At 59.3% G+C, this 13,212-nt stretch carries 10 protein-coding genes; 6 read left to right on the plus strand and 4 right to left on the minus strand.

Annotation, left to right across the window (positions count from 1 at the left end; translation table 11 throughout):
- Positions 1-26: 26 nt before the first annotated feature.
- Positions 27-1,448, minus strand: a complete 1,422-nt coding sequence (locus tag NMB39_RS20485; protein WP_057022167.1) for an MltF family protein — start codon at positions 1,446-1,448, stop codon at positions 27-29.
- A 236-nt stretch (positions 1,449-1,684) separates the two neighbouring features.
- Between NMB39_RS20485 and NMB39_RS20490 the strand changes: the two genes are divergently transcribed.
- The 5 genes from NMB39_RS20490 to NMB39_RS20510 all read left to right on the plus strand — a co-directional run bounded on the left by NMB39_RS20490 (position 1,685) and on the right by NMB39_RS20510 (position 9,889).
- The gene (locus NMB39_RS20490) at positions 1,685-2,491 is read left to right on the plus strand and encodes a TatD family hydrolase (protein ID WP_306957465.1); all 807 of its coding nucleotides are present in this window, start codon (positions 1,685-1,687) and stop codon (positions 2,489-2,491) included.
- 95 nt (positions 2,492-2,586) lie between these two features.
- Positions 2,587-4,068 (plus strand): methyl-accepting chemotaxis protein, encoded by a 1,482-nt coding sequence (locus NMB39_RS20495; protein WP_057022241.1) that lies wholly within the window; start codon positions 2,587-2,589, stop codon positions 4,066-4,068.
- Positions 4,069-4,266: 198 nt separating this feature from the next.
- Positions 4,267-8,982, plus strand: a complete 4,716-nt coding sequence (locus NMB39_RS20500; protein WP_494340156.1) for an RHS repeat-associated core domain-containing protein — start codon at positions 4,267-4,269, stop codon at positions 8,980-8,982.
- A complete protein-coding gene (locus tag NMB39_RS20505) occupies positions 8,979-9,404 on the plus strand; it encodes an Imm50 family immunity protein (protein WP_057022164.1) in 426 nt (141 codons plus the stop codon). The genes NMB39_RS20500 and NMB39_RS20505 overlap by 4 nt, the downstream gene beginning before the upstream one ends.
- A 122-nt stretch (positions 9,405-9,526) precedes the next feature.
- Entirely contained in the window at positions 9,527-9,889 is a 363-nt protein-coding gene (locus NMB39_RS20510; protein ID WP_367236631.1) for a DUF962 domain-containing protein, read from the plus strand.
- Between the two features lie 3 nt (positions 9,890-9,892).
- On the opposite strand, the gene NMB39_RS20515 is transcribed toward NMB39_RS20510, so the two are convergent.
- From NMB39_RS20515 to NMB39_RS20525, 3 genes are all read right to left on the minus strand, one after another.
- Positions 9,893-10,690 carry an acyl-CoA thioesterase gene (locus NMB39_RS20515; protein ID WP_494340155.1) on the minus strand — a complete coding sequence of 266 codons (798 nt, stop codon included), beginning with the start codon at positions 10,688-10,690 and terminating at the stop codon, positions 9,893-9,895.
- Between the two features lie 90 nt (positions 10,691-10,780).
- Positions 10,781-11,542: a CHAD domain-containing protein gene (locus NMB39_RS20520; protein ID WP_464006253.1), complete on the minus strand. Its 762-nt coding sequence runs from the start codon at positions 11,540-11,542 to the stop codon at positions 10,781-10,783.
- Between the two features lie 41 nt (positions 11,543-11,583).
- The gene (locus tag NMB39_RS20525; protein WP_012722962.1) at positions 11,584-11,862 is read right to left on the minus strand and encodes a hypothetical protein; all 279 of its coding nucleotides are present in this window, start codon (positions 11,860-11,862) and stop codon (positions 11,584-11,586) included.
- A gap of 215 nt (positions 11,863-12,077) precedes the next feature.
- Between NMB39_RS20525 and NMB39_RS20530 the strand changes: the two genes are divergently transcribed.
- Entirely contained in the window at positions 12,078-13,115 is a 1,038-nt protein-coding gene (locus tag NMB39_RS20530; RefSeq protein ID WP_057022161.1) for a patatin-like phospholipase family protein, read from the plus strand.
- Positions 13,116-13,212 lie beyond the last annotated feature (97 nt).

Here is a 13,212-nt window from a genome sequence, read left to right on the forward strand (position 1 = left end):
TGCCTAATCAATATCAATAAATTCGATTATTTGCGCGAGGCAATTTTCGGCGCTGGCGGTTCAAGGGACTCTCGCTCCCGATCGAACGCCAAGTAATACTTATTGACGCTATTAACATAGCTGACGCCGCCCATTCCAACCTGCTCCATGGCAATGCGTTCAACCTGGAAGAACCACTGGTTGGGGTTGAGCCCGCGGCGCTTGGCCTCGGTGCGCATGCCCTGTACGCGCTCCGGCCCCATATTGTACGCCGCCAGCACAAAGGCCATGCGCTCGCGCTCGTTGAGCTTGGGGCTGGAGAAAAACTTGCGGCGGATCATCGCCAGGTAACGCGCCCCGGCCTGCACGTTGCTGTCGAGACTCTCGATATTGTTCACCCCTACCCGCTGCGCCGCCGAAGGTGTGATCTGCATCAGGCCGGTCGGGCCGCCACTGTTGCGGGCGCCCGGGTCCAGGGACGATTCCTTGTACGCCAGTGCCGCCAGGTTCAACCAGTCCATGCCTTGCTCACGCGCATGTTTTTGCAGGACCGGGCGCAGTTTTTCCAGGCGTTGGCGGTCGGCGCGCGCAAGCGGATTGCGCACCTGATAGAGGCGTCGATAGATACGCTGGAACGCCACGTCCTGGTCGGAAGGCGTTCGATAGGTCTTGAGAAACCGATCAATGCTGGCACGCAGCATCGACGCGTCCTGGCGCACGAACCAGAACTCGTCGCCCGGTTCGCTGATCACGACCTGCTTGTCAAAGCGCAACTTGGGCAGGATTTTCGACCAGCGCTCGGCAATCGGCTTTTCAACGATAGTCAGGTGAAAGATCCCGGCCTGGACCATCTCCAGCACATCCTCTACCGCCAGGCTCGGATCGACCCATTCCACCTTCACGGGCGGGCGCTTGTGCAGGGCCAGTTTCTGATTGACCTGGCTGATGGCATCCGCCGCCGCACTGCCAGTGGTCAGCGTCAGTGTACGACCAGACAACTGCTCCAAGCGGGTGAACCGTCGCTCTCCCTTGACGCCGACCAGCCACAACGGCACGCCACTGGCAATCGGCTCGCTGGCACTGATCTTGTGTACGGCCTTCACATCCAGCAACTCACCGGGAGCCACCAAGTCGCCTTCGCCACGGGCCAACGCGCCGAGTAATTGGTCCTTGGCCTTGGGGATGATCTTGAGGTTGATTTCTTGCCCATCGCGAGCATGGCCGTTGAGGTATTGCTCGAAGGCGCGCAATCGATGGTATTCGACACCGATGGACTGGCCCTGCACTTCACCGGAACTGTTGCGGCTCTGGTTGACCAACACCCGCAGGGTGCGACTGGAACGAATTTGCGCCAGGTCACGCACCTTGCCGGGCTTGGTCACTTCCAGCGGCCCGTCCAGACGCGCGACCGCCGCCATGGGCAGCAGCAACGTCAGGCACAACACAAGCAACGCCGAGGGTCGGATCATCCGCTCTCCGGAAAGAATACTGGCCAGCGTCTTCGCGAATAACGAAGTGCTGGAGGTCAGAAACAGAGCGCTTTAAGCGCTGGCAAGGCGCGCAACGGCGGCACAGTGACGGGCAACAGCCCAACCACAATGTCGCTTGTGACGTTCAAAGACAGCGATAACGCGTTGTAGTTCTTGGTTTTTCTTATAAATCTACAGCTCTGATATGCTTTCCGGCCGCAGGCGGAGATAGCACCATGCAACTCATTGATATTGGCGTCAACCTGACCAACCCCAGTTTCGACGAGAGGCACCAGGCCGTTCTCGAGCGCGCCTACGCCGCCGACGTGCAGCAATTGGTGCTGACCGGCACCAGCATCGAGGGCAGCGAACAGGCGCTGGAGCTGTGTGTAAAGCTCGATGAAAGCGGCCAACGCCTGTTCAGTACTGCCGGTATCCACCCTCACTCCGCCAGCGATTGGAATGGCGACAGCGCCCAACGCCTGCGTGGCTTGCTCGGTGAAAGCCGGGTGCGGGCGGTGGGTGAATGCGGGCTGGATTTCAACCGGGATTTCTCCCCTCGCCCACAGCAGGAAAAAGTTCTAGAAGAACACCTGGCCCTGGCCAGCGAGCTGAAACTGCCGGTATTTCTCCACGAACGCGACGCCAACCAACGCCTGCTGGAGATCCTCAAGGATTACCGCGACCACCTGCCCGCCGCAGTGGTGCATTGCTTCACCGGCGAACAAGCGGCGCTGTTCAGTTACCTAGACCTCGACCTGCATATTGGCATTACCGGCTGGATCTGCGATGAGCGCCGTGGGACGCACCTGCATCCACTGGTCAGGGAAATTCCCCGCGGCCGTCTGATGTTGGAAAGCGACGCTCCGTACCTGCTACCACGCACTCTGCGCCCCAAACCAAAGAATGGCCGCAATGAACCGGCGTACTTGCCTGAGGTATTGCGCGAGGTTGCCCTGCACCGCAACGAAACCATGCAAGACCTGGCAGCCCATAGCACCGCTTGCGCCCGCGCCTTTTTCGGCTTGCCTGCCGTGGAGTGATGCGGCCCATTGACCCACGTCAAAACTCATCTCCTGAGTAGCGGCACAATAATGGCACCTTGCCAATGCTGTTTCCGCTATCAGAGAAAACCTTCATGGGTGCCTGGATTAGCAATATCTCGCTCAAGTACAAGTTCTGGGCCGTCAATGCGGTCGCCTTCGTTACCACTCTGCTGTTGGTGCTGTACGCCGTGCAGCTTGAACAACAGGCGCGCAGCCATGCGTCCCAGGCATCGGCCCAGGCCCAGGGGCGATTGCTCAGCGCGTGGCCAGCCGACAAAGTCCTGCCCACCGGCGAGCATTGGCTAACCTATGCCCATGGGCAGAGCCCACAATTGGCCGACTTTGATCTGTCAGACTTGAGCACTGCCAGCGGTTGGGTCGAGCTCAATCACATGCCGTTGTTCGGCAAAAACCCACTGATAGGCGCCGAGGTGATCAGCCGCGCCGACGGTCAACACGTCGCCGTGCTGGCTTACGCGCCGAGCCTGAGCCAAGTGTTCAGTGAACGCTTCGCCAACTACGCCGTCGCCGTGGCCATCCTCATGCTGGCCATGCTCGGAGCCTCGCAGCTGTTGATTCGTTTCCTGCTCAGCCAACTCAACACCCTCAAGGACGTAATGCTGCACGTTGAAAAAACCGGTGACCTGTCGGCTCGCGTGCCGTTGGCCTGCAAGGATGAAGTCGGCCAGATGGCCAGTGCGTTCAACGCCATGCAAGCCGGCTACCAGCGCGTGGTCAATACCGTGGCACGCACCGCCCGGCAACTGGATGACGGCGCCGCCCGCTTGGCCAGCAGCATGAACGAGGTACAGCACGGCATGCTCGGCCAGCAGAGCGAAACCGACCAGGCCGCCACCGCCATCAATGAGATGACCGCCACTGTCCACCATATCGCCCAGCACGCTGGCGCCACCCGCGACTTGTCCCAGACCGCCGATACCCTAGCCGGCAGCGGCCAGGACGTGGTCACCCGGGTACAGCGTTCAATTGCCGGGCTGTCCACTGGCGTGCAACAAACCGCCGAGATGATCCAGAAACTCGCCGAAGACAGCCAGAAAATCAACGGCGTGGTCGGGGTGATCCACAGCATCGCCGAACAGACCAACCTGCTCGCCCTCAACGCCGCTATCGAAGCCGCCCGCGCCGGGGACATGGGCCGAGGGTTTGCGGTGGTCGCCGACGAAGTGCGTAGCCTGGCCAAGCGCGTGCAAAACTCCACCGACGAAATCACCCGCATGGTCTCGGCGCTGCAGGCCGGCACCCGCGATGCGGTGGACTTCATGCAGGAAAGCTCATTCAAGGCTGACGACTGTGTGCAACAAGCCCTGGAAGCCGGCGCCGCACTGGCTGAAATCACCGGTGCCGTGGCACAGATGCGCGAGAGCAACACCCAGATTGCCGTGGCCGCCGAGCAGCAAAGCCACGTCGCCGAAGAGATGAACCGCGCCGTGGTAAGCATTCGCGATGTGACCGAAAACACCGTCCAGCAGACCGTGGCGTCGGCGACTACCAGCAACGAACTGGCGACATTGGCTGGGGAGTTGAGCAAGGCGATTGGGCAACTGAAGCTGTAAGCCTTTTTCACCTGTAATCCGATTCCTACCGCCAAGTCTCGGTTTACCTGAAGTTAAGGCGAAACTTCCTCGCCACCCCCGCGAATAACGCCGACTTCTTTTACCTAAGAACCCCTGCAAAGTCCCTCGCCTGATCAAACAGTGCGAGGGATTGCAGATGGTTTTTTTCGGTAGAGCTCTGGTTGACGGGGCTGGCTCTTGATTCCGGTGATCGCTGGCTTTGTGCTGGCCCCCATGGATCCCAAGGCGCCGGATGTCACTCGCGTTTTAGCGGATTTTCGTACCTGCCTAAACACGTTCGACGCATGGGCCGAGAGCCTGTTGAGTGGTTCGGCACTTGCCGTGGAGCAGGTGTTCAAGGTTGGGGAAGAAGTCGCACTGGTCGCGCCGGCTTCTTCCGATAAACCCAGCCGTACCGTCGCTCAATGTAAAGCCCAGGGTGGGTTGACCCTGGTGCATCTGTTTGAAAGTACCCGGTTTGTACCCATCGGCAACACCCAAGTGGAACTGCAAGCCCTGGCTCGAGATGGCAGCCCAGTCGGCGCGCCGCTTCATCGGACCATCGGCCCCAGCGGCATCCTCGAAGTCAACGACTGTACCCGCGACCAGCAATACCAAATTACCTTTTACCCCAATGTCTCCAAGGATCACGTCAAGGCGCTGTATGCCTCCTACACGTCAGTGATTGCCGGGTTGGAAGCTGATCTGCGTAAACAGTGGGACGAGCATTTCCAGCTTCAATGGGCCGACTTTGTCAAAGCGCCAGCCTATCAACGCAGTGGTATGCAGGGCATGGCCTTTGCTACCGGGCTCGGCAAGGCGCTCTACAACCTGTGGGACAACATCACCGAGCTGTATGACCTGCTCGCGAACCTCAAATCCAACAGCGAAAAGTTGCTGAAGTACCTCTCCCAGGCCGAGCTGGATGCGCTGCTCGCGCTGGGCAAAGACACGTTGGCCAAGGGATTGCTGGTGCTCAGCGATGAGCCGCTGTTGTTTATCTACGTGGCAGCGGTGGTGGCCTGGATACGGATGCTGCCGCCGCCCGAAATGTACGAGCTGCTGGGTGAAATCACCGGCGAAGTGTTGATCAATTTGCTGCTGATCTGGGCGACGCGGGGTATTGGCGTACAGCTGCGGCTGGGTGCGCAGGTGCTGAGTGGCGTCAAGTCCGGGCGGGTGCGGGCGCTGTTGGAGTTGCTGGCCAAGCAGGTGGCGGGGCCGCGGTTGGACACGCATGTTGAGGCCGCCAAGCCTGTGTTGCTTAGCAGTTCGGCGACACCGGTCAAGGCCGTGCCGGTGGTGCCGTTGAAGGCCGGCGACACGCTGGTTTCGAACTCGGTGCCGGTGGTTCGCAACAAGACTCGGCAGACGGTATTGGTCCGGCAGGAGCATGTGGATGATGCGCCTGCCGTGGCTTCCAATCCGAAGGGAGATGCGGCGGCGCCAGCGGACAAGACGGTCACCAACGGCTGCCCGGTGTCGATGGTCACCGGGGAGGAATTGCTTACCCTTACCGATGGTGCGCTGGACGGGATCTTGCCGTTTGAGTGGGCGCGGCTGTATCGCACCAGTGCGGTGGATGTGGATTGCGGTTTGGGGTTTGGCTGGAGTCATGCGCTGGCGCACAGGCTTTGTGTGTCGGGCGATTCGGTGGTGTGGACTGATCATGAGAACCGCTCGACCACCCTGCCCTTGCCCACATCTGCCCGACCCGCGATCACCAATAGCCTGGCGGAAGCGGCGATCTACTTGGGCTCGGCTCCTGATGAGTTAGTACTGGCCCAGGCGTCGCGGTTCTATCACTTTCGCGACGGTGTGCTGGTCTCGATCAGCGATGCGTATGACAACCGGCTGCGCATTTGCCGTGATCCTTCCGGGCGGATTGAGCGGCTGGATAACGGTTCTGGTCGCTCGCTGCTGTTGCGCTATGAGCTGGACCGCATCGTCGCAGTGGACTACCAGGTGCATCGCGCCACAGGGCGCGAGCCCTACGTCTGGGAGACCGAGCAGAACGTTGTTTCCTACGACTATGACGAAGACGGACGACTGGTTTGCGCGACCAATGCCGTCGGTGAAAGCGAACGTTATCGGTACGACGAGCAGCACGTCATTGTCGAGCGGCAGTTGGCCGGTGGGGCGAGTTTCTTTTGGGCGTGGGAAGGCGCCGGCAAGGCGGCACGCTGTGTCCGGCATTGGGCGAGTTTTTTGCAGATGGACACGCGTTATGCCTGGGGGGATGACGGCCGTGTCACGGTGCTTAACGCTGATGGTAGCCAGGAAGTTTATGTCCACGATGATCGGGCGCGCTTGGTACAGCGCATCGATCCGGACGGCGCGCAGCATTTTAAATCCTACGATGCCGAGGGGCGGCTGACCGTCGAACAGGATCCGTTGGGCGCGGTGACGGCGTATCAGTACGACGAAGCCGGACGCTTGGTGGGGTTGTTTCCGGGGAATGATGAGCCGACCTCCTACGAACATGACAACGGCTTCGTACGGGTTGTAAGGCGTGGTGAAGCGGTCTGGAAATACGAGCGTAATGAGCAAGGCGATGTCATCCGCAAAACTGATCCGGATGGTAATTCGACTGACTACAGCTACAACAAATACGGGCAACTGACTGGGGTTTGGTACCCGGATCACAGTTGCCATCGGCTGGTGTGGAACGAACGTGGGCAGTTGCTTGAGGAGCAATTGCCCAATGGCGGGATCAAGCGCTATCGCTATGACGATTTAGGGCGCCAGATTGGCTGTGAGGATGAACACGGCGCGCAGACCGTTTATGAATGGGACAGCGTCGGTAGGTTGATTCGCCTCGTCTTGCCAGGCGGCGCCACACGAGAATTCAGCTACAACCCCTACGGCAAAATCATCGCCGAACGCGATGAACTCGGCCACGTCACCCACTACGAATACGCCGACGGCCTGCACCTGATCAGCCGCCGCATCAATGCCGACGGCACCCAGGTCAAGTATCGCTACGACAACGTTCGCTTACTGCTCACCGAAATCGAAAACGAAGTCGGCGAAACCTACCAGCTCACCTATCACCCCAACGGCCTGCTCCAGCAGGAAACCGGCTTCGACGGCCAGCGCACCGCCTACGCCTACGACCTCAACGGCAACCTGCAGGAAAAGACCGAATACGGCGACGACGGCAGTCAGCTCATTACCCGCTACGAGCGCGACCACGCCGGGCGTCTTGTCCGAAAAGCTCTGCCCGATGGCAGCGTGGTCGATTATGCCTACGACCGCCAAGGCAACCTCCTCAGCGTCGAAGACGGCCACTGGGCCCTGGCCTACGAATACGACCAGCAAAACCGCCTCGTCGCCGAGCACCAAGGCTGGGGCACCTTGCGCTACGGCTACGACGCCTGCGGCCAGCTACAAAACCTGCGCCTGCCGGACAATAACCGCCTCACCTTCAACCACGACAAAGGCGGTCACCTCGCCACCGTCGAGCTCAACGGCGAAGTGCTCACCTCACACCTCTTCCGTGCCGGTCGTGAACACCAACGCCAACAAGGCCAGCTGCTCAGCCACTACCACTACGACGACCAGCACCGCCTGCACGCCCACGCCATCACCCAACAACAAAACCACCGCTACCAGCGCCAATACGACTACGACAAAAGCGGCAACCTCACCCGCCTGCTCGACACCCGCAAAGGCGAACACCGCTACCACTACGACCCCCTCGCCCGCCTGACCCGCGCCGACCATTCCCAAGACGTGCAGGAACGCTTCGCCCACAACCCGGCGGGCAACCTGCTCATGCAAGACCGTCCGGGGCCGGACATCGTCGCGGCGAACCGCCTGGTGATCCAGGGCGACCGCCACTACGACTACGACGCCTTCGGCAACCTCATCCGCGAGCGGCGCGGCAAAGGCCAGCAACTCGTCACTGAATACCGCTACGACTGCCAGCATCGGCTGATCGAGATCAAAAAGCCGAACGGCGAAACCGCCAGTTACCGCTATGACCCGTTTGGGCGGCGCATCAGCAAGACCGTGGAGGGCAAGACCACTGAGTTTTTCTGGCAAGGCGACAAGTTGATTGCCGAGCACCATGGGGACTGTCATCGCAGCTACATCTACGAGCCCGGCAGCTTCCGTCCACTGGCACTGCTGGAAGGCTTCGGACCACAAGCCACAACCCCCTACCACTACCAGCTCGACCACCTTGGCACGCCGCAGGAACTCACCACGCCCGAAGGCGAAATCGTCTGGTCCGCCCACTATCGAGCCTACGGCCAGATCGCCCGGCTCGACGTAGGCAAGATCGACAATCCACTGCGTTTTCAGGGGCAGTACTTCGATCAGGAAAGCGGACTGCACTACAACCGCCATCGCTACTACAATCCGGATATTGGTCGCTACCTGACGCCGGATCCGGTGAAGTTGGCGGGTGGAGTCAACGGATACCGGTATGTGCCCAATCCCACGGGGTGGGTGGATCCGTTGGGGCTGAACGCTAATTGCCCTGGTCAAGGAAAGAACAACCAAACCTGCGCGAAACGCACTGAACCCAATGTCCCGAATATCTCTCGTACAGGAGCATTTAGGGAAGCTAAAAGAGATGCCAACATACCAATATCCCAACAGCCTGATGTTCTAATAGATTCGAACTCCGGGCTTTCCAAGCAATATGGCATAGTAAAAATGTCAGATATAAATGGCCGGAACATTTTAAACAGCTCAGGAAAACCTATCAATACCAGGGTATATCAATACACGAGAGCAGACGGTTCTGTAGTATTAATCCAAGATCATTCGGCGGGGCATAAATTCGGGGGTGAAAACGGGGCAGGAGACCAAGGACCTCACTTTAATTTGCGCCCTATTGATACACCTCGAACTGGTAAAGTACCAGGAGCAAAAGACCATTATTTGTTCAAGGATAAAAAATGAAAAACTGGAATGACCTTGATGGCTCTATCTTTTTCAACAAAGTGTTCAGTCAGCCTATTGAAATCGGAAAAGCCTACATCCACTCGTTAAATATAGAAAATGATCAGAATGATTTTGGTATCGGCTTTGACATACCAGATTTTCCTGACCGGCTGCCGGAAAAATGGAAAGACAAAGGATACAACACATGCAGAATTGGATTGTCTTGTTCCAACATCACCGACTTAAAAATAACAAACCTTCCTCTCAGGGAAATTTTCACCATAGAAATAATGAAAGCGAGCGAGCACTTCTTTTTCACAGCAAAATCGAAAAATGCACTTGTTGAATTCAAGGCTAAATGGCTATCCCTATCTGGACCGTCAGTCTATATAAATTGCCCTGAACCAGGAGATGTCAACTGGTCAGACGATAACCTATAAAAATGATGAGTTTATTTACGGGACCGCAACTATGAGGGCGATAGCAAAGGCTAATTCGCTCCACTATCCAGCCCAGCCTACACTCCTTCCAAGTTGTTTCAACGGACAGAGGATTCACCATCATGGGCAAACGTCACCCCAATCTCCCCGCCTGGCAATGGCGTCATTACCCACAAAACCATCAGCACCCGACCAACCTGGCGTTGCACCTGATTGCCGTGCCGCTGTTTATCGTCGGTTTCCTGCTGATCGTTTCAGGGGTGTTCAGCCTGAGCTTGGCCAGCTTGGCTATCGGTGTGGTCGGCATCGTGGCGGGCCTGGCGTTGCAGCGTCACGGCCACAGCCTGGAAGCCCAGGCCAGTGAGCCGTTCAGCGACCGTAAAGATGCGGTGCAACGCCTGGTGGTCGAGCAGTTCGTGACCTTCCCGCGCTTTGTGTTGAGCGGTGGCTGGTGGCGCGCCTGGCGGCAGCGCCACCGGCACTGAGGCTCAGGCGAATACCACCACGGTCTGGCGACTGAGGGCGATCAACTCGCCGGTCGGGCTCCACAGCGCAGCGGCCGCATGGCCGTAGCCGTCGCGGGCATGTTCTATGTTGACGTGGTATTGGCACCAATCGAGGGTGGTCAGGTCTTGCAGCGGCTGGATGAACTCGATGGTCCAGGTCAGGGTGCTGCCTGGCGCAGGCTTTTTCAGGTGTGGCAGCAGGGCCGGCGGCCAGGCGTCGACCAGGGCGAGGATGTGCGCCTCGGTCAGTGGCTCTTCTTTCACATCCCCGCGCAACCGCACCCAACCGCCCATGTCGCGGGATTTGTTACCGGTGAACGGCAGGCCGCCGACACTCCAGCGCATCGCCAGATGGCGCATGAATTCGGGGGTGACGCCCTTAATGTAGGGCAACTCCTGACACTCATCCCAATGTTTGAATACCGGCGGCGCTTCGCTCGCCACGTCAATTTCCGACGCTCGAGACGCGCCAAAGCTAGCCTGGACCAGGGTCGCCACTTCGCCGTTCTGCACCACGCGGCCGAGCAACTGGCTGACGGCCTTGCCTTCGCGCAACACTTCGACTTGATAACTGGCGGGCACATCCGGCGCTACCGGGCCGACAAAGGTGATGGCCAGGGAGCGCAGGGGGCGATCCGCCGGCACTTGGGCGCGCAAGGCCTCATATTGCAGGGCGGCGACCAGGCCGCCAAAGGTGGCACGGCCCTGGGCCCATTCGGCCGGGATGGTGACATCCAGCGGGTTGCTACGGGCAGCATCGAGCAAATCAGTAAAGCGCATGGCGACCTCACATCAAGTAAATCGATGGAGGGATCTTAACCATCGAATCCGGCAGGCACAGCGCCTATTCCGGCCAAAAACCGGACCACTTCAAAAACAATCAGCGCTGAGTTTGTCCAGCACACGATCAGCGCGATCTTGCGCCTTGAGCATGGTGCGCTGCCACACCGCTACACAGGGTTGCAAGTCCGGCTGGTGCCCGGCCTGGGCCAGCCATTGCCAGCAGTCATGCCAGTCACCCAGTGCACCCTGGGCCTTCTTCAACCGCGACATGGCGTTGGCGGGCAACTTGTCCAACTCGGGATACGCCTCGGCGGCGTAACGCACGCGCTTGATCAGCAACCGCAGGCGATGGCGATCATGCTCGGGATCCTTCAGCGCTTCATCGAGTTTCTGCCATTGCTTGGCCAGGCGCTTCTCGATGCGCGGGCGCAGGCCCTTGAGCAGTTTCTGGTGCTGGGCCGCGCGGATAAATCGGGGGAAGGCATCCAGAATCAGCAACAGATGCGCCAGCTCCGGGCTCTGCGCCACCTGGCGATAGGTCTCAGGTTGCAGGCGCAGGCGCCGATCAGCCGCGTCGTGATATCCGTGCTGATGCAAATACGCCGCCAGGACCTCTCGGTCGCGTAGCGGCGTGGTCAGTTGACCCACCGTCTTGGCGGCCAACTCGAGTTGCTCGACACCTGGCAGGCCGCGCAACGGACGCAACAGGCTGCGCAGGCGGCGCACGGTGGTGCGCAAATCATGCAGGGCTTCATCGTCGGTGACGGCGGCGAGGCGAGCCTGGCAGCTCAGTAACCCTACTTCCAAGCCAATGACCTGAGCGACTAACTGATTGACCAAGGCTGACATCCTGCCCTCACTTTGCGATGAATAATCCTACTCGCTACAGGTCAACGCCCGGCGCGAGACTCTCGAATATAGAACCGCGCCTTTTCGGCTTTGTTGGAGCAGCCTTCAAACGCTTCGAATTGCTGCTGGGTCTTGGCGCCGGTCAACAGCGACAGGGCCTTGGAATAACTGACGGTGCCGGCGAAACCTTCAGCCTTGGCCAGGTCGAGTTCTTTCCAGGCGGCGTCCAATTGCGAGCCGCAGCTGTCGCGGTAGGCAGTTTTGCCGGCACAACCGGCCAAAGCCAGCACGATCACAGGCACACACATCCAGGCTTTCATTGATGACACCTCAAAATAAGCAAAATCATTCGTAGCCTGTAGACGTTGCCCACAGGAAAAAGTGCCTTGTCCCTAGCCTGAAATCGGTAGTACCTATTGCCAGAGCATACCCGAGCACAAGGGTTATCCTCGAAAAATATCGCAGGCCCAACCGAAGATTGAAGGCGCCCCCCCGATGGGTGCATTGTGGGCACCTGTTTTCGAAGGATCTGGTCATGAAAAAACGTGTTGCCTTAGTGCTGGGCTCCGGGGGAGCCAGGGGCTACGCCCATATCGGGGTGATCGAAGAAATCGAACGACGCGGCTATGACATCGCCTGTATCGCCGGCTGTTCCATGGGCGCCGTGGTAGGTGGAATCTACGCCGCCGGCAAGCTCGACGAGTACCGCAACTGGATCGAAAGCCTGGACTACCTCGACGTGCTGCGCCTGGTGGATGTGAGCTTTCGCCTGGGCGCAATACGCGGTGAGAAGGTATTCGGGCAAATCCGCAAAATCGTCGGCGAGATCAATATCGAAGAACTGCGCATCCCCTACACCGCCGTTGCCACCGACCTTACCAACCAGCAGGAAATCTGGTTCCAGGAGGGCTGCCTGCACCAGGCCATGCGCGCATCGGCAGCGATCCCCAGCCTGTTCACCCCGGTGATGCAAGGCAACCGCATGCTGGTGGACGGTGGCCTGCTCAACCCGTTGCCCATCGTGCCGGTGGTGTCGAGCCACTGCGACTTGATCATCGCGGTCAACCTCAATGCCACCAACCAGAAGCATTACCAGCTACCGGTGATCCCACGTCCGCCAGCGTTCAAGAGCCGCTTCAACAGCCTGGCGCAATCGCTGGGTTCGCACCTGCCGTTTCGCCGCAAGCAGGCCGAGCAGTTGATGAAGCTCGAGCAGGAGGCCTTGCAGGCCCAGGCAGCGGAGATCAACCCATGGTTGGAGTCAGCCGAACCCGAATCCCAGCAACCCGCCGCCGCGCCGGAGAAAGCCGGCGCACCGAAGTCGGCGACGGGTTCGTTCATCATCGATAACGTCGGGCCTGCGTCGCTGCTGGACCTGATCAACCAGAGTTTCGAGGTGATGCAGACGTCATTGGCGCAATACAAGATCGCCGGGTATCCGCCCGATATCCTGATCAACGTGCCGAAGCGGGTGTGTCGATTTTTCGAGTTCTACAAGGCGCCGGAGCTGATCGCCCTGGGGCGGGAGATTGCCAGGGATACGCTGGATCGGTATGAGAGTGAGCAGCCCTGAAATTCTGGGTGTTGTTGATGGCCTCATCGGGGGCAAGCCCCTCCCACACTTTGAATGTATTCACAGATCGAAATGTGGGAGGGGCGGTGCGACGATT

It is taken from the genome of Pseudomonas sp. FBCC-B545 (assembly GCF_059134095.1).